This window comes from Corynebacterium meridianum, from assembly GCF_016342265.1.
In the GTDB taxonomy this organism is placed as follows: domain Bacteria; phylum Actinomycetota; class Actinomycetes; order Mycobacteriales; family Mycobacteriaceae; genus Corynebacterium; species Corynebacterium meridianum.
Window position 1 is genome coordinate 453,099 of the sequence record NZ_JAEIOS010000013.1, and the last position, 22,742, is coordinate 475,840.

Annotated in this window: 20 protein-coding genes; 18 read left to right on the forward strand and 2 right to left on the reverse strand. The window is 66.7% G+C overall.

Annotation, left to right across the window (positions count from 1 at the left end; all coding sequences use genetic code 11):
- The first annotated feature begins 136 nt into the window (after nucleotides 1-136).
- From map to eccB, 11 genes are all read left to right on the forward strand, one after another.
- Complete coding sequence (gene map / locus JDV75_RS09935) at nucleotides 137-931, forward strand: type I methionyl aminopeptidase (protein WP_198739054.1); 795 nt, start codon at nucleotides 137-139, stop codon at nucleotides 929-931.
- Nucleotides 932-994: 63 nt separating this feature from the next.
- On the forward strand, nucleotides 995-1,711 hold the full coding sequence (locus JDV75_RS09940) for a L,D-transpeptidase (protein ID WP_198739055.1): 717 nt from the start codon (nucleotides 995-997) through the stop codon (nucleotides 1,709-1,711).
- Between the two features lie 229 nt (nucleotides 1,712-1,940).
- A complete protein-coding gene (infA, locus tag JDV75_RS09945; protein WP_075724780.1) occupies nucleotides 1,941-2,162 on the forward strand; it encodes a translation initiation factor IF-1 in 222 nt (73 codons plus the stop codon).
- Nucleotides 2,163-2,386: 224 nt separating this feature from the next.
- Entirely contained in the window at nucleotides 2,387-2,755 is a 369-nt protein-coding gene (rpsM, locus tag JDV75_RS09950; RefSeq protein ID WP_198734920.1) for a 30S ribosomal protein S13, read from the forward strand.
- Between the two features lie 3 nt (nucleotides 2,756-2,758).
- Complete coding sequence (gene rpsK / locus JDV75_RS09955) at nucleotides 2,759-3,163, forward strand: 30S ribosomal protein S11 (RefSeq protein WP_198734919.1); 405 nt, start codon at nucleotides 2,759-2,761, stop codon at nucleotides 3,161-3,163.
- Nucleotides 3,164-3,186: 23 nt separating this feature from the next.
- Nucleotides 3,187-3,792: a 30S ribosomal protein S4 gene (rpsD, locus tag JDV75_RS09960; RefSeq protein WP_198734918.1), complete on the forward strand. Its 606-nt coding sequence runs from the start codon at nucleotides 3,187-3,189 to the stop codon at nucleotides 3,790-3,792.
- A 155-nt stretch (nucleotides 3,793-3,947) separates the two neighbouring features.
- Nucleotides 3,948-4,964: a DNA-directed RNA polymerase subunit alpha gene (locus tag JDV75_RS09965; RefSeq protein ID WP_198739056.1), complete on the forward strand. Its 1,017-nt coding sequence runs from the start codon at nucleotides 3,948-3,950 to the stop codon at nucleotides 4,962-4,964.
- A gap of 94 nt (nucleotides 4,965-5,058) precedes the next feature.
- Nucleotides 5,059-5,610: a 50S ribosomal protein L17 gene (rplQ, locus tag JDV75_RS09970; protein ID WP_198739057.1), complete on the forward strand. Its 552-nt coding sequence runs from the start codon at nucleotides 5,059-5,061 to the stop codon at nucleotides 5,608-5,610.
- A 177-nt stretch (nucleotides 5,611-5,787) separates the two neighbouring features.
- On the forward strand, nucleotides 5,788-6,792 hold the full coding sequence (truA, locus tag JDV75_RS09975) for a tRNA pseudouridine(38-40) synthase TruA (RefSeq protein ID WP_198739058.1): 1,005 nt from the start codon (nucleotides 5,788-5,790) through the stop codon (nucleotides 6,790-6,792).
- Between the two features lie 117 nt (nucleotides 6,793-6,909).
- Complete coding sequence (locus tag JDV75_RS09980; RefSeq protein ID WP_198739059.1) at nucleotides 6,910-9,480, forward strand: DUF6541 family protein; 2,571 nt, start codon at nucleotides 6,910-6,912, stop codon at nucleotides 9,478-9,480.
- Between the two features lie 202 nt (nucleotides 9,481-9,682).
- On the forward strand, nucleotides 9,683-10,942 hold the full coding sequence (eccB, locus tag JDV75_RS09985) for a type VII secretion protein EccB (RefSeq protein ID WP_198739060.1): 1,260 nt from the start codon (nucleotides 9,683-9,685) through the stop codon (nucleotides 10,940-10,942).
- On the opposite strand, the gene mycP is transcribed toward eccB, so the two are convergent.
- Together mycP and eccD are read right to left on the reverse strand one after the other, a co-directional pair.
- Complete coding sequence (gene mycP, locus JDV75_RS09990; protein WP_198739061.1) at nucleotides 10,936-12,168, reverse strand: type VII secretion-associated serine protease mycosin; 1,233 nt, start codon at nucleotides 12,166-12,168, stop codon at nucleotides 10,936-10,938. The genes eccB and mycP overlap by 7 nt on opposite strands.
- Nucleotides 12,165-13,592 carry a type VII secretion integral membrane protein EccD gene (eccD, locus tag JDV75_RS09995; RefSeq protein ID WP_198739062.1) on the reverse strand — a complete coding sequence of 476 codons (1,428 nt, stop codon included), beginning with the start codon at nucleotides 13,590-13,592 and terminating at the stop codon, nucleotides 12,165-12,167. Before eccD ends, mycP begins: the two co-directional genes overlap by 4 nt.
- 528 nt (nucleotides 13,593-14,120) lie before the next feature.
- Between eccD and eccCa the strand changes: the two genes are divergently transcribed.
- The 7 genes from eccCa (at nucleotide 14,121) to glmM (ending at nucleotide 22,698) form a co-directional block, all read left to right on the forward strand.
- On the forward strand, nucleotides 14,121-17,537 hold the full coding sequence (gene eccCa, locus JDV75_RS10000) for a type VII secretion protein EccCa (protein ID WP_418884397.1): 3,417 nt from the start codon (nucleotides 14,121-14,123) through the stop codon (nucleotides 17,535-17,537).
- 38 nt (nucleotides 17,538-17,575) lie between these two features.
- Complete coding sequence (locus JDV75_RS10005) at nucleotides 17,576-18,610, forward strand: type VII secretion-associated protein (RefSeq protein WP_198739063.1); 1,035 nt, start codon at nucleotides 17,576-17,578, stop codon at nucleotides 18,608-18,610.
- 205 nt (nucleotides 18,611-18,815) lie between these two features.
- Nucleotides 18,816-19,133 carry a WXG100 family type VII secretion target gene (locus tag JDV75_RS10010; protein ID WP_198739064.1) on the forward strand — a complete coding sequence of 106 codons (318 nt, stop codon included), beginning with the start codon at nucleotides 18,816-18,818 and terminating at the stop codon, nucleotides 19,131-19,133.
- A gap of 37 nt (nucleotides 19,134-19,170) precedes the next feature.
- Nucleotides 19,171-19,461, forward strand: coding sequence for a WXG100 family type VII secretion target (locus JDV75_RS10015; RefSeq protein WP_198739065.1), 291 nt, complete (start codon nucleotides 19,171-19,173; stop codon nucleotides 19,459-19,461).
- A 668-nt stretch (nucleotides 19,462-20,129) separates the two neighbouring features.
- Nucleotides 20,130-20,573, forward strand: coding sequence for a 50S ribosomal protein L13 (gene rplM / locus JDV75_RS10020; protein WP_198739066.1), 444 nt, complete (start codon nucleotides 20,130-20,132; stop codon nucleotides 20,571-20,573).
- A complete protein-coding gene (gene rpsI / locus JDV75_RS10025) occupies nucleotides 20,570-21,115 on the forward strand; it encodes a 30S ribosomal protein S9 (protein WP_198739067.1) in 546 nt (181 codons plus the stop codon). The genes rplM and rpsI overlap by 4 nt, the downstream gene beginning before the upstream one ends.
- A 239-nt stretch (nucleotides 21,116-21,354) precedes the next feature.
- Nucleotides 21,355-22,698, forward strand: a complete 1,344-nt coding sequence (gene glmM, locus JDV75_RS10030; protein ID WP_198739068.1) for a phosphoglucosamine mutase — start codon at nucleotides 21,355-21,357, stop codon at nucleotides 22,696-22,698.
- The last annotated feature ends 44 nt before the right edge of the window (nucleotides 22,699-22,742 follow it).

Sequence of the window (22,742 nt, forward strand, 5' to 3'; positions counted from 1 at the left end):
CGTGTGCCCCGCACGGAAAACGACAGGGGAGACCGGAGGACCGGCCCGCTCCAGTGGGCCGGTCCTCCGGTTTATCGAGGGGGCCGGTACCTTACCGTCCCCGTTCCAGCAACAGACCCAGGAGTAGAGAAGAACAATGGCCTTCCGTAAGCGTCGCCGAACCATGCCCGTCCGTACCGCAGGAGAACTCGACGCCATGCAGGCCGCCGGCGAGATCGTCGGCAAGGCGTTGCAGGCGGTCCGCGCCGCTGCTGAGCCCGGGGTGTCCACCCTGGAACTGGACGCCGTCGCGGAGGCCACGATCCGGGACAACGGTGCTGTCCCGACCTTCCTCGGGTACCACGGTTTCCCCGGTTCGATCTGTTCCTCGGTGAACGATGTCATCGTCCACGGGATCCCGGACGCTAAAACGGTGCTGGCACCCGGCGACCTGGTCTCCATCGACTGCGGAGCGACCCTCGACGGGTGGGTCGGCGATTCAGCCTGGACATTCGGCATCGGCGAGCTCGACGAGGAGTCGGAGCGGCTGAACGACGCCACCGCATGGGTTCTCGCCGAGGGACTGAAGGCGATGATCCCCGGGAACCGGCTCACTGATGTGTCGCACGCGCTGGGTGAGGCCACCGCGCGGGCCGCCGAGAAGTTCGGCGTCACCCTCCACATAGTCGATGGCTACGGAGGGCACGGCATCGGGCGCGAGATGCACGAGGACCCGTACCTCGCCAATGAGGGGAAGCCGGGGCGCGGCCCGTTCATCGGCGAGGGCAGTGTCCTCGCCATCGAGCCGATGCTGGCCACCGGAACGCCCGACTCCACCGTGCTCGAGGATGACTGGACGGTGGTGACGCTCGACGGATCGAGGGCGAGCCACTGGGAACACACGGTCGCGGCAACGGCGGACGGCCCCCGGATCCTCACCCCCAGATACTGAACAACCCGGACGAAACCCGGTCTGACTTCCGACCACCCGCTGCAGCAGACTAGGATTACTTCCATGTATTCAGCTCGTACCAGTACCTCCGCGGCGATGGCGACGCTCCGCAGGCTTCTCGTCATCGCCGTCGCGGCGCTCACCGTGGGATTTGTCCTGTCGCCCTCGCCCGCCGGTGCGGCTCCGGTTCCGGGTTCATCCGTCGGGGTCGCCGGATCCAGCAACCTCAACGATGATGCCTGGAACATGAGGAACGACCTCCACCAGCGGAGCAACGACCTACCCCCGTTCATCGGTGATGGCGTCCGTGCGGCCACGGACGGTGCCGTCGACCTGTTCTTCCCCGGGTTGATCGCGCAGCGTAGCGCCGAAGAAGCGGCACGGCAGGCTCCCCCGCCGCCGGCGCCCGTGCGCGCACCGGAGTTCGATCGGGGATCCTGTCCGCCGGAGGCCCGCGCCTGCATCGACCTGGGCAAGCAGCGGAGCTGGCTCCAGAACAACGGTCAGGTCACGCACGGTGCAGTGCCGATCTCCTCCGGTGCAGTCGGTCACGAGACCCCGAAAGGCGTGCACTACGTCAACCGAAAGGTGCGGGACGAGATCTCCCGGGAATTCAACAATGCGCCCATGCCCTACTCGGTTTACTTCACCCACAACGGGATCGCGTTTCACGAGGGCAGCGTGAACCTCATGTCCCACGGATGCATCCATCTGAACCACGCGGATGCGGTGAAGTACTTCGACACCCTCCAGATCGGCGACATGGTCTACGTCTACTGACCGGCGGCCGGGGTATCCGGCCGACACCGAAATCGGTCCGTCACGTCACTCCCGCGGAGTGTCCCGGCGGGCCGTTTCGTCATTCAGATTGCGCTCCGGTTCTGCTCCGCGTATTGTCAGACGTTGGTGTGCACCATCATGCACACCGCTTGTCGGAAGAGACAATGCAGTCAACTATCTACCGGATGACACCGCACTTCGCGTGCGGCGCCGGAGAAACGTGGAGGATATGGCTAAGAAGGAAGGCGCCATCGAGGTTGAGGGCCGCGTCGTCGAGCCCCTGCCGAATGCGATGTTCCGAGTCGAACTCGACAACGGGCACAAGGTTCTTGCACACATCAGCGGCAAGATGCGCCAGCACTACATCCGTATCCTGCCGGAGGATCGTGTCGTCGTGGCTCTGAGCCCGTACGACCTGACCCGCGGCCGCATCGTCTACCGCTACAAGTAAAGACCATCAGCCTCCACACTCACCGCACGTGTCCAGCGCTAAGTGCCGGTTCCCCGGAATCGGCCCGAAACCGCTCCGTGGCACGTGCATCATGCACCTTCGGCATCGGTGGCCGAAGCCCCGTGTATCCCTGATCCACTTTCCGGCATCCGCCCGGACGAAGCATCAGCAGACGGGGACGGGTGTGGGGAAAACCACCGGACCAACCGGAAGGAAACTGCCATATGGCACGCCTTGCTGGAGTGGACCTCCCGCGCAACAAGCGCATGGAGGTCGCTCTGACCTACATTTACGGTATCGGGCCCGCCCGAGCCAAGAAGCTGCTGGAAGAGACCGGCGTCTCTCCGGACCTGCGTACCGACAACCTCACTGACGAGCAGATCGCCGCTCTCCGTGACGTGATCGAAGCTACCTGGAAGGTCGAGGGTGACCTCCGCCGTCAGGTCCAGGCGGACATCCGCCGCAAGATCGAGATCGGCTGCTACCAGGGTCTCCGTCACCGCCGTGGACTTCCCGTCCGTGGCCAGCGCACCAAGACCAACGCACGTACGCGTAAGGGTCCGAAGAAGACGATCGCCGGAAAGAAGAAGTAACCTATGCCTCCCAAAGCACGCTCTGGCGCGCGCCGCACTGGCCGCCGCGTCGTAAAGAAGAACGTGGCGCACGGCGCCGCACACATCAAGTCCACCTTCAACAACACCATCGTGTCCATCACGGACCCGAATGGTGCCGTCATCTCGTGGGCCTCCTCCGGCCACGTGGGCTTCAAGGGATCGCGTAAGTCGACCCCCTTCGCCGCCCAGATGGCAGCCGAAAGCGCCGCCCGTAAGGCGATGGAGCACGGCATGAAGAAGGTCGACGTCTACGTCAAGGGCCCGGGCTCGGGCCGCGAAACCGCTATCCGTTCCCTCTCGGCCGCCGGCCTTGAGGTTGGCCAGATCACCGACGTGACGCCCCAGCCCCACAACGGCTGCCGTCCGCCGAAGCGTCGCCGCGTCTAGCAGGGAAAGGAAACAGACACACTATGGCTCGTTACACCGGCCCAGTCACCCGTAAATCCCGCCGTCTCCGCGTCGACCTCGTCGGCGGGGACATGGCCTTCGAACGCCGCCCGTACCCCCCGGGACAGGCGGGACGCGCACGCATCAAGGAATCGGAGTACCTGCTCCAGCTCCAGGAGAAGCAGAAGGCCCGCTTCACCTACGGCGTCATGGAGAAGCAGTTCCGTCGCTACTACGCCGAGGCGAACCGTCGCCCCGGCAAGACCGGCGACAACCTGGTCATCCTGCTCGAGTCCCGGCTGGACAACGTGGTCTACCGCGCTGGCCTCGCCCGCACCCGCCGTCAGGCACGCCAGCTGGTTTCCCACGGTCACTTCACCGTGAACAACAAGAAGGTCAACGTCCCGTCCTTCCAGGTCTCCCAGTACGACATCATCGATGTCCGTCCGAAGTCCCGGAAGATGGAATGGTTCGAGGACGCCCAGGACCGGCTCGTCGACTCCGTCGTCCCCGCCTGGCTCCAGGTTGTTCCCGACACCCTGCGCATCCTCGTGCACCAGCTGCCCGAGCGTGCCCAGATCGACGTTCCGCTGCAGGAGCAGCTCATCGTCGAGTTCTACTCGAAGTAACCGGTTCATCCCGCGGTCACTGTTCCGCCGCCCGTCTCCGGATGGGGGCGGAGGAGCGGATCCGCGGCGAACCGTCACGTGGATTCGTCCACACCGTCTTATCGTCTGCCTACTGACGTCAAATAGCGGGCGTCACAGAAGGAGATCTTCAACCAATGCTCATCTCAAAGCGTCCGGAGCTCCACGAGGAGTACATCGACTCCTCCCGCTCCCGGTTCACCATCGAGCCGCTGGAGCCCGGCTTCGGTTACACCCTCGGTAACTCGCTGCGTCGTACCCTGCTGTCGTCCATCCCGGGCGCAGCGGTGACCAGCGTGAAGATCGAGGGCGTCCTCCACGAGTTCACCACGATCTCGGGTGTGAAGGAGGATGTCAGCGACATCATCCTGAACATCAAGGGACTCGTGCTGTCCTCGGACTCGGTCGACCCCGTCGTCATGTACCTCCGCAAGGAGGGCCCCGGCGAGGTCACCGCAGCCGACATCGAGCCGCCGGCGGGTGTCGAGGTCCACAACCCGGACCTCCACATCGCCACCCTGAATGAGCAGGGCAAGATCGACATCGAACTGGTCGTGGAGCGGGGACGTGGATACGTTCCCGCCACCCTGACCGGTGACACCGGAGAGATCGGCCGCATCCCCGTGGACCAGATCTACTCCCCGGTGCTCAAGGTGAGCTACAAGGTCGAGGCAACCCGTGTCGCACAGCGCACGGACTTCGACAAGCTGGTCATCGATGTCGAGACGAAGAACTCCATCACCGCCCGTGACGCTCTCGCATCGGCAGGCAAGACCCTGGTCGAGCTGTTCGGTCTCGCCCGCGAGCTGAACACCAACGCTGAGGGCATCGATCTCGGCCCCTCCACCCAGGAGACCGAGACCAACGCCAACTACAGCATGGCCATCGAGGACCTGAACTTCTCCGTTCGCTCCTACAACTGCCTGAAGCGTCAGGAGATCCACACCGTCGGTGAGCTCGCCGAGTGCACCGAGTCGGACCTCCTCGACATCCGTAACTTCGGACAGAAGTCGATCAACGAAGTGAAGATCAAGCTGGCCAACCTGGGTCTGACCCTGAAGGACGCCCCCGAGGACTTCGATCCCTCCACCATCGAGGGATACGACGCCGAGACCGGTGACTTCATCGACATCGACGGCGACGATTCCGAGTAAAACCCGGGTAGCACGCCCAGGCGGCCGCTGCGGTCCACAAACCGCAGGATAACGGTCGCCGCGCTCACACACACGTACACGAGGAGTACCCCCAATGCCCAAGCCCAAGAAGGGCGCCCGTTTCGGCGGTTCGGCGCAGCACCAGAAGAAGATCCTGGCGAATCTCGCTGCCCAGCTGTTCGAGCACGGCGCTATCAAGACCACCGATGCCAAGGCTAAGCTGCTGCGTCCCTACGCAGAGAAGATCATCACCAAGGCCAAGAGCGGCACCGTCGCGGATCGCCGCAACGTCCTGAAGCTGGTCAACCAGAAGGACGTCGTCGCCTACCTGTTCAATGAACTGGCACCCAAGTTCGAGAACCGCGATGGTGGCTACACCCGCATCATCAAGCTCGAGAACCGCAAGGGCGACAACGCCCCGATGAGCCAGATCTCGCTCGTCCTCGAGGAGACCGTCTCCGCGGAGGCCACCCGTGCCGCCCGCGCAGCCGCCTCCAAGAAGGCCGAGGAAGAGGTCGTCGAGGTCGAGGCTGACGAGTCCACCGACGCCCAGGCCGCCGAAGAGGCCGCCGAGGCTGAGCAGGACGAGGCCCCGACCCCGGCCGAGACCGAAGCTGAGCCCGAGAAGGCCGAGGAAGAGAAGTAATTCTCCCTCTCCGGCCGGCCCGTACCGCGGGTCGGCCACCACCGGAACCCACGATCCGTGCCCCTCTTAAAAGGGGGGGCACGGAACGTGGGTTTTCGCGTTCCACCGGTCAGGGAAACACCGTTGCCGCCGGACGTCGGTCCGCGTGCGGTGCCGGTACCGGTAGACTCGTCCGCTGTGAAAGACCCGTACCCCACCACCGAAGACTCCGGCACGGTCCGGCTCCGCCTCGACCTCGCGTACGATGGCACCGATTTCCACGGCTGGGCACGGCAGAAGCCCGCCGACGGTGCGGAAATCCGTACCGTTCAGGCGTCCATAGAGGATGCGCTCTCCAAGGTCCTGAGACACCCGGTGAGGCTGACGGTGGCGGGGCGCACCGACGCGGGCGTTCACGCCACCGGCCAGGTTGCCCACGTGGATGTGCCGCGTGCGAGCCTGACCACCCGCTCAATCGATGACGATCCCTCGAATCTCGTCCGCAGACTCGCCAGATTGCTCCCGGAGGATGTGAGGATCCACCGGTGTTCCTTCGCACCGGACGGCTTCGACGCCCGCTTCTCGGCACTTCGCCGGCACTACGCCTACCGGGTCACCACCCATCCCCGGGGCGCGCTGCCCACCCGGGCGAGGGACACCGCGCACTGGTCGAAGCCCGTGGATTTCGCGGTGATGCGGGAATCCGCCGAGATTCTCACCGGGCTGAACGATTTCGCGGCCTTCTGCCGGGCGAAGGAGGGGGCCACCACCGTCCGTGATCTCCAGGCTTTCACCTGGCACGATATTTCCACGCCCGCGGAACCTCAGCTCTATCTCGCGGAGGTCACCGCGGACGCCTTCTGCTGGTCGATGGTCCGCTCCCTGGTGGGTGCCTGCCTGGCCGTCGGGGAGGGGCGCAGACCCGCCGGCTTCACCGCGGGGCTTCTCGACGAGAGGAAGCGGTCCCAGCTGGTCCCCGTGGCTCCGGCGAACGGCCTCACCCTCGTGGGTGTCGACTACCCCGACGACGCGGAACTCGCGGAACGCGCTGAACAGACTCGCGGTGTTCGGGTCCTCGAAGGGGAGGAACACCGCGCGCGCGGAAAGGGATGCCCCGAGAGGAACCCCTACTTCGAGGCCGCTCCGGGGGCAACTGACGAAGGCGGAGCGCGTCCTGCGAGCGCACCGGGGGGAGCGGGTTAGACTTTGGTGGTTGAACGCTCTGTTCGAGGGTTTCCGGGGAAGCGATCTTCCGGAAGAAGATGTGTCTGCTCCGGTGTGGGCAGCCGATTGCCGATGACTAGGAGGTGAGGACGTCCCATGGACCTGTACCAGACCGCTCTGGTTTCCGTGTTGGTATTCACGCTTCCGGGATTCCTCATCTGCCGGGTCTCCGGGGTGCGCACCCCCTGGGCCGCCGCCGCCGCTGTCCCGGCGAGCTTCGGTGTCTACGGGCTGGCGGCCTGGTTCTACGGACTGACCCCCTACGCCTATGACGTACGGAGTGTCTCCCTGTTCACCGGGTTCGTTCTTGTTCTCGCGGTCTGCTGGCGGTTGGCTGCCCTGACCGTGGTCCGGCGGAAGCGATCGAAAGCGGGGGAAGAACACGACTCCGCACATCGCGACGAGCTCGACCCCCCTACCCCGGCCGAAGCCCCTCATGATGCACCCACGAACCTGGCCGCGGGCACAGGAGAGACCGGCGAGGAGGACAGCCCGACACCCGAGGTGGAATCCGGGCACACCGAAGAATGCTCCGGTGATGGGTCGGTTGCCACTGCTCCCGTTGAGGCTACCTCGGGTAGCGGGGAAACCCGCGGAGACAGTCCTACCCTGCCCCGGACACCGCAGGAGATCCCCGCGGAACCCGGCGTGCACAGTGCGGAGGAGGTCCGTGAGCGATCCCGGAAACGGGAGGAGCGGTGGCTCGTCGGCTCCATCTTCGATCCGGTCTGGGTTCTTCCCGCGTCCGGGGTGTTGGTCGCCTTCGTTCTGCTGACGTCCCGCAGTCTCGGTCTGCTCCGGGATACGCGGTACGGGTTGGAGAACATCTTCCAGGGATGGGATGTCCACTGGCACGCGAGTGTCGTGCGCTTCATCCAGGAGACCGGCGTAGCGTCCCCGACCCGGATGGGGGAACTCCAGAACACCGAGTCACGCGAGGTGTTGTTCTACCCGACGGCCTGGCACGCCGGTGCGGCACTCGTGCGGGAATTGACCGGGATATCACCCATCGCGGCGATCAACCTGACCTCGATCGTGCTCCCGGCTCTGCTCCTTCCCCTGGCCGCTTCCGTGCTGGCGTGGCGGCTGGTCGGGAACCGGGGACTGACCGCGCAGATCGCGGCCGGATTCGCCGCGATCATCGTGGTGCCCATGCCGGTTCTCTACTGGATCGGCTACTACGTCGGGGCCTGGCCCTATCTCGCGGCGATCGGGATGGCATTCATTGTCCTGGCGTTGTTCATGTCCGTTCCGGCGGCCCCGGTCCGCGCCTTTGCCGCGGCGCTGGTATTTGTCGGCATGGTGGAGACACACCCGTCCGCCGCCACCATCGTCCTCCTCGTCCTCGGACTGTGGTGGCTTCTGTATCTGGTGTGGAGTCCCGTGAATCCGGGTGTGAACCTCCGCGGACGTATCATCTCCCGTGCCCGGGACTTCCTGATTCTCGCGGCGACGGGCCTCGCCGCGACCCTCATCCTGCTGCCGCAGATCCTCACCGGCCTCGGCCAGAGTGAGGAGGTCAAATCCTTCGTCGCCTACGAGGACCTGACCCGCAGTGAGTCGTGGTGGGCCGCGATCCAGATGCAGACCCGCCACACCGAGGCCTTCGGCATCAACGAACCACTCCTCTGGACGGCACTGGCCGGTGGCGTGATCCTGGTCATCTGGCGCCGGAATCTCTGGGCACCGTTGTTCTGGTTCATCAGCGTGGTGGTCACGGTGAACTCCCTGTTGCCCTTCGACGAGACGTGGTGGAGCGATCTCGCGACGCAGATCGGTTCCCTGCACTACAACACGGCCCACCGCCTGGTGATGCCGGTGGCCATGTTCACCGCCGCGGCCGCTGCCGTGGCTCTCGCGGCCGTGGGGCGACTCATTCTCCTGGGACCGATCCGGCGCGCCGCGTTTGTCTCGGTTCCACTCTCCGTCATCGCCGCCCTGATCGGAGGTCTGTTCCTCGTACAGGAAGCCGACGATGAGATGCAGTTCGTCTCGGATTTCGCGATCGGGGCCGCGCGGGACGGCCGGATGGTCGATTCGACCGATCTGAAGGCGTACCGCTGGCTGGCGAAGCAACCGCTGGCCTACGAGGGCACGATCATGAGCAATCCCGCTGACGGCTCCGGGTGGATGTACCCGTACAACGGGCTGCCGAATGTGTTCCGGCACTACCTGTGGCCGACCGTTCCCGTGACCAGTGCCACGAACCGGCTGTTCTGGAACCCGAATCAGCTCGGTACCGGGAATCTCGACAACCCGAACATGGAGAACGAGGTCGACCGTGCAGCACAGAAGCTGAAGGTCCACTACATCTACGTGTCGCCGCCGAACTTCTGGGCGTTCCAGGAGCCGATCCCGGAAATGGAGGTCGAGCTCTGGAACACCCCGGGAGTCACACCCGTCTACAAGGACCGTCAGGTCTCCATCTACGCCGTCAACGAGTGGTTCACCGACTCCGAGCTGGACCGGATGCGCCGGCCCGGCAACTCACCTGAACCACTGCCCCCGCTGCCGACCCGCGCGGAAGCCGGTGTCGCCCCGGCGAACTCGGGCGACGGACTGCGCCCCTATCACCACCGGCCGAGCAGGCTCCTGCGGGGACCGGTGGAACACTTCGAGTCCGACCTGGAGAGGGCACGGAGGGAAGCCGTCGAGGCGGCCGAATAGCACACACCCACCGGTCATCAGGGGTACCGGACCGGCTGCGGATCCGATAGGATTCCGGGAAGCAGTCGCCCGGGGAATCCCATGATTTCCACTGGACCGGTCCGGTACGCAGGGGACGCCCGGACCGGCGCGCTTCCCGCGATCAAGGGCGCGGGCGTACGGGCCCTGCACGCCCAGTCCACTCCCGCCCTCGGAGCCCTTGATGAACCACTTCCTGCTTCCGACCACCCGTGCCCAGGTCAGCGGCCACAGGTTTCTCGTCCGCCGCCTGGAACACGGCCTCGTCACGGGCGACACCCGGATGATCCATGATCCACTCGGCCGACGTCGCCGGGGAATCATCTTCGGTGTCGCCGGATGCGTACTCGCCGGGATCGCCGCCGGAGCGATGGCCCTCTTCGTCCCTGAACCCGACCCCGGGGACGCCGCCGTCGTCAGAGCGGAGTCAGGTGCCCTCTACGCGCGGATAGACGGCCGGCTCCATCCGGTCGGAAACCTGGTGTCCGCCCGGTTGATCGCGGGCTCGGCCGTGGATCCCGTGAACGCCGCGGACTCGGTACTGGCCGAAATGGAACGCGGGGTCCCCGTCGGGATACCCGGAGCCCCCGGACCCGTCGCGGATGAGGTTCCGGGCGATCTGGTGTGGAGCGTCTGCCGGTCGACCACCGACACAACGGTCACGGTCGGCCCCCCGCCACCCCGACCGACCGCAGATTCCGGGTTGTACGCCAGAGCTGGCGGGGTGGATCACGTGGTGACCACCGCGGGGCGCACGGCCCTGCCGGACCCGACGACCCGATTCGGACGGGTGCTGCGCCGCAGGCTCGGGATCACGGCGGAAACCCCGGTCTGGGAGCCGCCACCGGAGATCCTCAATGTGTTCCCTGAACTACCCCCTTACGAGCGCCCGCCGAACTCCGGGGTGCTGCTGAGCAGCGGCAGGGAATCCTGGTTGCTCCGGGCGGACGGGATACTCCCGTTGAGTCCGCTGCAACGGGGGATACTCCTCGATCTCGGGGCCGTGGAACGCGCCGTACCGCAGGACGGACCCGCCGCACGCCCGGACGCGGCCCCCGAGGACATCAGGCTCCCCGAGCGACAACTCGACTGGATCGACCCCGGGCAGGTGACGGTCTGCGCGATCGCCGACGACGGGCACCTGGGGGTCGTCGGGGACGTGGTTCCCGGCCCGGGGATCTACGCGCCGGGTGCGGGTGTCGCCCTGTCCGGTGACTCCACCGCCACCCGGTATGCGCCGGTCGTCGCCAGCGGAATCGGCGTGGACACCGGCCACGGCCACTACCTCATCTCCGACACGGGGCTCAGGCACGCTGTCGGGGGCGCCGGAGAACTCGGAATCATCGGGGTCACGACGCCCACCGCCGCCCCCTGGTCGATACTCCGGCTGCTACCCGCCGGTGAATCGCTCACCCGGGACCGGGCACTCGAGCCACGCTACTGACCCGGATTCCCACCCGTCCGCCGCAACCGGAAAAGCCTCGTGTACCGGACGGTCAGCATCGTCCCGATGACGCACAGCAGGATCGTCACGGTCACCCCGGTCCTGGCCCGGACCCCGCTGGAGGCCGCAACGGGAGCGGTGACCGTGACCGGATGCGGGGTGCCCCGGTAATCGGCGGGGAGGTGGGTCACCGCATCGACCGGGTCCACCGCTCCGGTCGCCGGGTCGACGGCACCGGCCAGCCTGGCCCGGATGCCGGCTGCCGTGGCTGTCGGGTGCAGCTCCATCAGCAGCGCTGCGGTCCCGCTGACGACGGGTGCCGAGAAGCTCGTCCCCTCGAAGGCCCTGGGACCCGACGACTCCGCCAGTCCCACGGCGAAACCAGTGCCATCCGGGGACAGAGCGAGGGGAACCCGCCCCGGAGCGGACAGCAGGGGGCCTGGTCCCGGGACCGAGTATCCGGCGAGGGTGTGCGCATCCTCCAGAGCCGACACTGCGACGACGGTGGGGCGGTGCGCGGGTAGAACGGTGCTGTCCACCGGGCACCGTTCGTCTACGTTGCCGGCAGCCGCGACGATCACCGTCCCGTTTTCCTCCGCACGGTCGAGCGCGGCATCCAGGCCACGGGCGTCGACGCGGTCGGCGTCACCGGGAGGAAGGCAACTGACGAGCGAGATATTGATCACGCGGGCTCCCCGGTCGAGTGCCAGGTTGACGGCGTCGGTGAGCGAGGCGAGGTTTCCGCCCGCACCGACGGATTCCGCGGCGCGGCGGTTGCTGGTCTGCCGGATGCTGATGAGCTCGACTCCCGGGGCCACCCCGACGAAGCCGTCTCCGGGGGAGGGGCGGGCCGCGAGAATCCCCGCGACGATAGTGCCGTGAGCGTCGCAGTCGTCCACCGCCCCTTCGGGCAGCTGTGGGTCCTCCGGGCGTCGTTCCCCGACGACAACTAGGTCACCGCCGGGGATCACCGGGGGGAGGCGCGGATGCGGAGTGATGCCCGTGTCGATGACGGCGACCCGGACGCCGGCTCCGGTGGCGAACCGGTGGGCCACCGCCAGCGATTCCGGGACATCGTCCGGGGTGGGAACGTCAGCGGGGGATGCCGGAACGACGACCGCGCAGTCCGGGTCGGGGAGTCGACCGGGAGGAGGCTCCGCGGACGCCGGCACTACGACGCAGACGCACATCACCGCGATTCCGGAACCGGTCAGGATCCTTCTCATCCGAGCCCCCGGATCAGGGCGAAGATCCCGAGAACGTGCGCGGCGAGGGGGAGGGCAGCCGCCACGGCGAGCGTCTCCACCCGTTCCATCCAGTTGACCGCCACCGGCCGGAACTCCGCGACACGCCCGCCCCACCAGGGGACGGTGAGAACAGCGACGGCGGTCAGTGAACTGACGACGGCGACACCCACCGAATCGGACCGCACCCCCGCGAGGACGGTCCCTCCCGCAGCACACAGCGACCAGATCCACAGCGCCCACACCGCCAGCGGGTCGTGGTGCCGGAGCGCGTGGAGAACAGTGGCGACGGTCACGGCCAGACACAGCGCGGCGGGAAAACCACCCCCTGACCATCCGACGGACAGGGTACCGCCACCACCCAGGAGAGCGGTCCCGGCCAGGGCCCCGGCGAGCAGCCCCCGGGCACATGCGGCGTGTGCGTCCGAAGCCGGATCGGGATCCTCCGGGACCCCCAGGTGCTCACCGGCCGGAGGTAACCGCGGGACGGTCAATCCAGCCACCCTGATGGTGAGAGACGGCAGCACAGTGACGGCGATCAGCGCGAAAGCGATCGTCGCTGCGGCCACCCCCGCGTAGTTCCGGGCCACGGGGGCGACGCAGGCACCCGCGATGCCGAGGACGATGCAGGTGGTCAACGCCGCGGTGATTTCCCGTCGTATCCGGCAACAAAACGAGCAGAGTGTGAGAACGACCGCTCCGGTGAGACACCCACCGACGACGGACGACCCCACGGCGGCATCCGGTTCATGGACACCGACCGGAGCTCCGTCGAGGATCCCCACGATGACCGCTGCGATGGAGAACGCCACGACCCCGGTCACCAGTACCGCGATCGTCGGGCCCCCCGAACCGTCCGCCCGGGAGCTGATCCGCGATGCGAGCACCAGACAGAGCAGACCCAGCAGCCCGAGCCGCAGGGAAACGGGGAGAGGAGCACTTCCGGGGAACGTACCGGTGACCGCCAGCAGTGCACAGGTGATCACGCCGACTGCGGCGGCGACCGTCCCGAGGCCTCCGGGGGAATTGCGCTGATCCCCGTCAGAGAGTATCTCCGCGGCATCCCGGAGAACCGGGGCCTCCGGTACTTCTCCCGGAGAAAGCACGAGAATCCCGCCCTGACGGAGAGCCGTGTGAGTCAGGGGGACCGCTGTCTCGACGGGAACCCCCACCGCGGTGGATGCCACCCAGGGGCCGGGGTGACCGGGTAGACCGGCGAGAGCCAGAATCTCCGGGAGGATCTCGGCGATACTGGCGCGCACCGGAAGCACGAGATCTATCTCCGGCGGCGGAAGGTCGGAAGCGTCCGGGTGTAGATCAACGGCATCCGGGGCGATACGGACGGTGATGCGGAGAGCGTGGTCGACGGCCACTGGTTCCCCCTGTGGGATGGTTGCGTACGGCATGATCGGACAACCTCGTGGCGTGTCCCGGATGAAGCGGGACCCGGCCGATAGGCGAGGTGGAACCTGTGCAACCAAACTTAGGATGGCCTATACTCGCGCCTAAGTCCAGCCGGATTTGGGGATCCGGGCACGTTTTTTCGTCGGACACCACATCGCATCGTCGATCGCCGCGCCAGGCGGCACCATCCATCACTGCGTATCACCACGCGCGACCGCGGGTAGGTGACGGTCGGCGTCCGGAAGTGGTTCCGCCGGAGTTGACCCCGGAAAACACGAGGAACCGCCGTGTCCCCTCCCCGAAACGACGGAATCGTCGTTCCCCTGAGTCCCGCCGAACGCGAACCTGCGCCACCACTCCCGGCCGGAGAGCTGAACGTCGACCCGGTTCCGCCTGCCGCCAGGCCCCGGCCCATTCCACTGGTACGCCTGCTCATGCCGCTGGTCATGGTGTTGGTTCTGGCGGCGATGATCGGCCTGATGATGATGGGTGGGCGGGGCATGAATCCCGGGCTGCTCCTGTTTCCCCTGATGATGCTGGTGAGCATGTTCGCCATGGTCAACCCCTCCGGCCCGGACGACCCCGACGAACAGCGGAGGGTGTACCTCCGCCACCTGTCCGCCGTCACCGAACGCGCCCGCCGGAATGCCGCGGAACAGCGGATGCACGAGTTCCACCGCCATCCGGATCCGGTGAGCCTGCACAGTCGCGCCGGCTCACCGAGGATGTGGGAGAGGAGGGCGACGGACCCCGACGCCCTCGAAGTCAGATTCGGGCTGGGGCCGGTACGGCTGTGTACCCCGATCACCGTCGCCGACACCGGTGCCCCCGAGGACCTCGATCCCGTCTGCATGGTGGCGCTGCGGCAGATGATGCACACCATCGGTGTCGTCCGCGATGTTCCGTTCGCCGTGCACCTGGGTGCGTTCCCCGTGATCGGTGTGCACGGCCCGGGGGCGGAGGGACTGGTCCGGGCGCTCATCGCCCAGCTCGTGTTCCACCACGGACCCGATGCGCTGGGCATCACCTCCACCCTTCCCGGACAAGGCTGGATGAAATGGCTGCCGCATTCGCGGCACCCGGAAGATGCCGCATTCCGGGTGATGATCACGGGACCGGGGCACCGGGACGGGATCACCATCGGCGGAGACGTCTCCACCGTCATCGACATCGACTCCCGACCGGGTACGAAACTGGGGGAGATCGCCCGCACCGACGGTCTCCTCCTGCACGTCGACGGCGCCGTCAGCGTGGTCTCGAACGCCGGCCGGGAGGAACTCGGCACGGCGGACACACTGACGGAAGATGAGATCACGGCGCTCGCCAGATCGCTGACCGGATACCGGCGTCCCCCGAACGACACTGACCCGGAGGCCGGCGCGGATCTGCTCACGCTCCTCGGACTCCGTGGGATGTCCGAACTCACCGGGACCGAGTTGTGGAACAGACGGAGAGCGGACCCGTTGGCGGTGCCCATCGGCGTCGATGACGCCGGGAAACCAGTGGTACTGGACATCCGGGAATCCGCCCACGGGGGAGTCGGCCCGCACGGCCTGTGCATCGGAGCGACGGGATCCGGTAAATCCGAGCTGCTCAGAACACTCGTCGTCGCGCTCGCTGCCACCCACACCCCCGAGGAACTCAACCTCGTGCTCGTGGACTTCAAGGGTGGGGCCACGTTCCTGGGGTTGGATGGACTGCCACACACATCGGCCGTGATCACGAACCTCTCCGACGAGGCGCACCTCGTCGAGCGTATGCACGACGCGATCTCCGGGGAGATGAACCGACGACAGGAGCTGCTGCGTCGCGCCGGGGGCTTCGCCAACGTCGCCGACCACAATACGGCGGCACGGGAGCGCGATGATCTCGACCCCCTGCCGGCCCTGCTCATCGTCATCGATGAGTTCTCCGAGCTTCTCGGACAGCACCCGGACTTCGCGGATCTGTTCACCGCGGTGGGTCGGCTCGGCCGTTCGCTGCAGATGCACCTCCTGCTGGCCAGCCAGCGGCTGGATGAGGGGCGACTCCGGGGACTCGAGTCGCACCTGTCGTACCGGATCGGGCTGAAGACCTTCTCGGCAGCCGAATCGCGCCAGGTTCTGGGGGTTCCAGACGCGTACTTCCTGCCCCCGAAACCCGGTACCGGCTATCTACGGGCGGAGGCGGAGCAGCTGACGCGATTCCGCGCCGCATATGTCTCGGCGCCGAGCCGGGCCGACACCACCACGGGGTCTCCTGCTCCGGGGATGGGACCCGAGGTGCGTCACTTCGACACCTGGTCGGATGTGGAAGTCAATGAGATGCACGTACCGGTCCTGCGGGCCGGGCCGGGGGAGAGTGGGCCGACGCTGCTCGATTCAGTGGTCTCCGCGGCCGTCACAGCTGCCGGGGTACGGGGGATGTCCGCACACCGGATATGGCTGCCCCCGCTGCCGGCATCGATCAGTCTGGGGGAGATCCACCGAATCGCCGGATCACGCGACGAACTACGGCACCCGGGCGAGTCGGGTTTCCTGACATGTGCGGTGGGAATCATCGACCGGCCGTTCCTGCAACGCCAGGATCCGTACACCGTCGATTTCACCGGGACCGGTGGACACATGGCCGTCTGCGGTGGGCCACAGACGGGTAAGTCCACGACGCTGCGCAGCATCATGCTGTCCCTCGCCGTCACCCACGGTTCCGACGAGATCCGCTTCTACATTCTCGACTACGGCGGGCGGAGTCTCGGAGACCTGGGGGCGCTGCCACACGTCGCCGGGTGCGCGGGCAGAGGCGAGCCGGAGAAGACGCGGCGCATCATCGACGAGGTGATCGGCCTGATTGACGAGGTCGAACACCGACACACCTTCCTCGTCGTCGACGGCTGGCAGTCGGTCATCGAGGTGTCGGATGATCTCAGGGAGTGTTTCGCGCGGATCGCAGCAGAAGGACCGGGAAGCCGGGTGCACCTCATAGTGACCACTCAGCGATGGACCGCCATCCGCCCGGCCATCCGTGACCTGATCAGCCACCGGATGGAACTGAAACTCACCGAGCCGCTGGACTCCCTCGTCGACAGGCGTGCCCAGGAGAGACTCCCGGCGCTTCCCGGACGCGGCATCACCGGCGAGGGGGAGCCGCTGCTCACGGCGAACTCCGGGGCACAGGATCTTGCGCACGTGCTCCGGCGGTCTCAGGAATCCGGAGTCGCTCCGGTACCCCGTCTACGGGAGCTCCCCGGGGACATTCCGCTCGCCGGGCTTCGCCCGGGAGACCGCGCCGGGAACATGGCTGACGGAATCATCCTCGGCGTCGGGGGTCCACGGCTGGAGTCCCTCTCCTGGCACCCGGACGCAGACGGGCACCTGCTGTGCCTCGGGTCGCGCGGATCCGGCAAATCCACGCTGGTGTCGACCATCGTGTCCGGGATCACCGTGCTGGGCCCTGAGGCCGCCCGCATGGTCGTGCTCGATCCCCGGCGTACGCATCTCGGCACACTCGATGACTCGATGATCGCCGTGTACGCGGCGACGTCAGACGCAGTCGTGACCGCGGTCGCGGACACACTGGCCACCCTCAACGGACGTCTCCCGGGGAGCGACGTCACCGCACGACAACTGAGGGAGCGGTCCTGGTGGTCGGGGCCCGACATCTTCCTGATCGTCGAGGATCACGATCTTCTCGCCGACGGCGTACTGATGCCGCTGCGTGCACTGATCCCCCACGCCCGGGACATCGGACTGCATGTCGTCCTGACGCGGAAGGCGGGGGGTGCATCCCGGGCGATGTACGACCCGTTCATTTCGGAGCTCCGCGATCAGTCCCCCGCTGTGCTGCTTCTCGACGCCGATCGCGACGAAGGCTCCCTCCTCGGGATTCGTCCCGTCCCGCAGCCTCCGGGCCGGGGAACCTGGATGACCCGCGGAAGCATCCTCGGAACCTGCCAGATAGCCCATCCCTGACCCCGGACCCACCGAACCGACAGAAGGACCATGAACCGATGCGTATCACCATCCTGGCGACCGCCACCGTTTTCGAACTGGCCGACACCGAGGGAGGACAACAGACGATCTTCCGGAACGATCTGGTTCCGGATGACAGTCCCCGGTGGCTGGATGCCGTGGTGGACGAGGCGAGGGATCTTCTCGGCGGAAGCTGGGAGGGAGCCCGGGTCACGGTGATCGCGGCCGACCCGGATTCGGATTCGGCGGGACTGCTCGCCGATGTTCTGGTCGCTGACGGAGCAGAGGTCGATGACGGCGTCCTCCACTCATCCGGTGAGGGCCGTGCCGCCGCGCACAGCGCCACCGGTGGCCCGGGGGAAAGCGCCGCCACCATCCGGCGGCCGAGATCCGGTAGCCGGCACCGGGCTCCGTTCCGGCCGACCCTTTTCCACGCGGCGGTCGTCGCCGTCGTACTCGGTGTCATCGCCGTCTCCTGGTGGAGCCTGTGGGAGGACACCGCTCCGGTCGGAGAACCCGACCGCATTGCCGTCGCGTCTGGAACCACCACGACGGAACCCTCCACAACCGTTCCCGGATCGGCGGCAATCAGCGCGGAGCCCGAGCCGCCCGCGGGTCCGACGGGGCCGCAACCGGGCGGTGTGGTGCTCGAAGCCGGTGACATTCGCGTCACGATGCCTGCCGGATACATCCTGAACCCGGGTAAGGCGGGCGGAGTCATGGCTACGGGGCCGGATCCTGACCTCCGGGTCCACCTGGCCGCGGACCCGGCGCTCGGTCTACCTCCGGAGACGATCCTCAAGGAGGCCGCGATGCGCGTGGAGACCGATCCCGTGCTGCACCGCTCGGATCGCGCGGGCCTGAGGCCCGGAGTGCAGGCGGTGACCTACCGGGAGGATCCCGGGGACGGATCGTTCGTGGACTGGATCACGTGGGTCGAGGCCGATCGACAGATGAGCGTCGGGTGTCACACCCGCACCGCACCGTCGGTCGCCCAACGGGCGATCTGTCGCATGGCCGTGAACAGCGTTGTCCTGCGGAAAGAAGATAGTCCGGAAAATATCGCGGAATAGCGGAACCAACCGGCGCTCCGGTGGGTCTCACCCTAGTGAAAGAGCAAAAACACAATCCGAGGCCCGGAACACCGGACAACGGAGAGCTTTTTCCCCGGAGTCCGGAATCCGGGAGGCACGCGACGGGTACCCGGCAGCGGGACCGTCTCCCCCGGGAGTGCGTGCTCCACAATCCCGAACATTCAGACAACGAGAAAGGCCAGAAGTGAGTCAGATCTTCCGCACAGAAGCGGCCGTCATGAAACAGGCCGCGGCCAACGTCGACACGACGAACGATGACATCCGGAACGAACTCGGTCGACTCCGCTCGGTGGTCGAGCAGGTCCGTGGGTCGTGGGACGGTGCCGCACAGGCGTCGTTCGATGAGCTGATGGGTCGCTGGAACACCGCCGCGGTCAAGCTCCAGGAGTCCCTCTGCAGTATCTCCGAGAATCTCCGGAACAACGCCGGGGCCTTCGAGAACGTAGAGGCACAGAACGCCGATGCCCTCCGCCGGACCGATGTCGCAGGCCTGCAGCTCTGAATCCTGGTCCCCGATCACCACGTGTAAGGAAAACAGCATGGGATCCACCATCCGCTACCAGTTCGGCGAGATCGCCGCTGTCGTCGGAGACATCCGCGCGACCTCGGGCCGTATCAGCCAGCAGCTGGAGGAGATCAAACGTCAGATCCGCCCCATGGCGGAAACCTGGGAAGGCGATTCGGCCATGGAATACCGGGCCGCCCAGCAGAAATGGGACAACGCGGCCAGGGAACTCAACCTCGTTCTCGACACCATCGCCCGCACCGTGGGTGAGGGGAACGACCGGATGAGTGAGATCAACCGTCGCGCCGCCGCCAGCTGGAGCTGACGTGATGCCCGTCCGTGGGTACGGCCCGGTCGAGGGAGGTGATGCCAAACAGACCGCGTTCCACACCAGATACCGTTGAAAACCGGATCCGGCGGGATTCCTGTGCAACCACACATCGTCCGCCGGACTCCCCGATCCCGCGCCGGCTCCGCGGCGCATGAGGTCGCCCCACCGCCCGTGGTGTTCCCGTCCCTTGATCCGTCCCGCGCGATGAGCCGGGACGGTGGGAACAACCCACATCGGAACAACTGTTCCCGGTGGACGTCGACCCGTTCGGCCACCGGTCGAGCGGTCCGTGCCCATCCGTTCAGCAGTGTCCCCCAGCACTTTGTCGGAAGTTACGTTGAAATGGACCGTTCCATCTGTGTCCGGGGCGTCCTGACGCACACCCCATCTTCCGTTCCCGGGAGATGGGGCTGTCGTCGTTTGATGTCCCGCGTCGCGGGGTTGGAGTTTCAATGACCATGCTCTAAGCTGATGTGTCTGTGTGTGGAGTCTCCCGATGACGCCGTCGCACCCATCCGAAACGGTCCAGGCCGAACGGATGTGGCGAGGGTCTGCGGGGGACAGCGGATCAGTGCGGGTCTCCACCGGCCGCCGTACCTGATCATCCGCACGTTGATTCGTGGCCGGCAGTTTTCGACACAACGCTCTTAAGAGGAGTCATTTTGTCTACTTACCACCCGAGAAGCGGTGACATCACCCGCAAGTGGTATGTCGTCGACGCCACCGACGTGGTGCTCGGCCGCCTGGCCACGCACGTCGCCGACCTGCTGCGCGGCAAGGGCAAGCCGCTCTACGCGCCGAACGTCGACTGCGGTGACTACGTCATCGTCATCAACGCCGACAAGGTCCACATCTCGTCCAACAAGCGGGACCGCGAGTTCCGCTACCGCCACTCCGGTTTCCCGGGTGGTCTGAAGACCATGACCCTGGGTCGCTCCATGGAGCTGCACCCCGAGCGTGTCGTCTTCGAGGCGATCGAGGGCATGATGCCGCACACCAAGCTCACCCGTGCGTCCGTCAAGAAGCTGCGCGTTTTCGCCGGCTCCGAGCACCCGTACGCTGCCCAGAAGCCCGAGACCTACGAGATCAAGCAGGTGGCACAGTGACCGAGAACAACACCAACGAGCCCCAGGCCGCCGAGGCCTCCGACATCGCTGCCGCCCAGGCCGCGACCGAGGAGTTCACCACCACCATCGGTGACGCGATCGCCCCCGAGGCGACCGAAGCTGAGCAGGATGCCCCGGTTGCACCCGCCGAGCTGGATCACCCCATCCAGACCGTCGGTCGGCGTAAGCGTGCCATCGTGCGCGTCCGCATGACCGCCGGATCCGGTCAGTTCTTCTGCAACGGTCGCTCCCTCGAGGATTACTTCCCGAACAAGCTGCACCAGCAGCTGATCAAGGCCCCGCTGGCCCTGATCGACCGCGAGGGCCAGTTCGACATTCACGCCAACCTCGGCGGTGGCGGCCCCACCGGCCAGGCCGGCGCTTTCCGTCTGGCGATCGCCCGTGCCCTCATCAACTACAACCCGGCCGACCGGGATGCACTGAAGAAGGCCGGCTTCCTCACCCGTGACGCCCGTGCCGTCGAGCGCAAGAAGGCCGGTCTGCACAAGGCCCGTCGCGCTCCGCAGTACTCGAAGCGCTGATCCACTCCGGATCCGCTTTCCCGCGAACGTCGTGGGAACCGAAGGCCGCCGCTCCCCATTCGCGTGGGGCGGCGGTCTTCGTCGTTCCGTTCGGCGGTCATTCATTCACCGGGTCCGCTCCGGTGTCCGGTGCCATCAGGCATGGTGGGAATGATGTTCGGGCCTCCGTCAGGACTCCGCCGATGACCTGGGTCACCCCGACGCGCGTGCCGGGAGAGGGCTACCGGCATAATGGACACATGACTCGACTCTTCGGAACTGACGGTGTACGTGGACTGGCGAACAAGGCGCTGACGGCACCTCTTGCGCTCCGCCTCGGGGTTGCCGCCGCTCATGTCCTGACCAAGGAGAACCGCACCTCCAAACGCCGCCCGATGGCCATCGTCGGCCGCGACCCCCGGGTCTCGGGGGAGATGCTCGCCGCGGCACTCTCCGCGGGCATGGCGAGCCAGGGCGTCGATGTCCTGCGGGTCGGCGTCCTGCCCACACCGGCGGTGGCGTTCCTCACCGACGACTACGGCGCGGACATGGGCGTGATGATCTCCGCCTCGCACAATCCGATGCCGGACAACGGCATCAAGTTCTTCGCCGCGGGCGGGCACAAACTCGCCGATGAGGTCGAGGACGAGATCGAGGCGGCGATGGCCGGACTCCCGGAAGGGGGGCCAACCGGCCACGGAATCGGGCGTGTTCTCGAGGAGGCGCACGATGCGCAGGAGCGGTACCTGCAGCACCTGTCACAGGCCGTGGCCCGCGACCTGTCCGGTATCAGGGTCGTCGTCGACTGCGCGAACGGTGCGGCCCACGAAGTGACCCCCCTGGCCTACGGGGCCGCCGGCGCCGAGGTCATCGCCATCCACGATCAACCGAACTCGTACAACATCAACGACGGGTGCGGCTCCACGCACATCGACCAGGTGCAGCAGGCCGTCATCGAGCATGGCGCGGATCTCGGTCTCGCGCACGACGGTGACGCCGACCGGTGCCTCGCGGTCGACGCGGAGGGCACGGTCGTCGACGGGGATCAGATCATGGCCATACTCGCGATCGCGATGAAGGAGAACGGGGAGCTGCGCAAGAACACCCTCGTCGCCACCGTGATGAGCAACCTCGGGCTCAAACTCGCGATGGAGGAGGCGGGCATCACGTTGCGTACCACGAAGGTGGGGGACCGGTACGTTCTCGCCGATCTCAACTCCGGTGGCTTCGCCCTCGGTGGTGAGCAGTCCGGGCACATCGTCCTGCCCGACAACGGGACGACCGGTGACGGCACGCTCACCGGCCTGGCTCTCATGGCCCGGATGGCGGAGACGGGGAAGTCCCTGAAGGAACTCGCCGCCGCGATGAAGGTTCTGCCCCAGGTTCTCATCAACGTTCCGGTGTCGGACAAGTCGGCGATCTCGTCCAGTTCCCGGGTGACCGAGGCCATCGCGGCGGCGGAGAAGGAGCTCGGTGACACCGGGCGCGTGCTGCTGCGCCCTTCGGGTACCGAGGAGCTGTACCGGGTCATGGTCGAGGCAGCGGATGCAGAGACCGCCCGTCGCGTGGCCGGTAGGCTCGCCGCCGTCGTCGCGGAGGTCTGAGATCCGGATCGCGGGCAACCGGCAGCCCGCCCCGCTACCCCTGA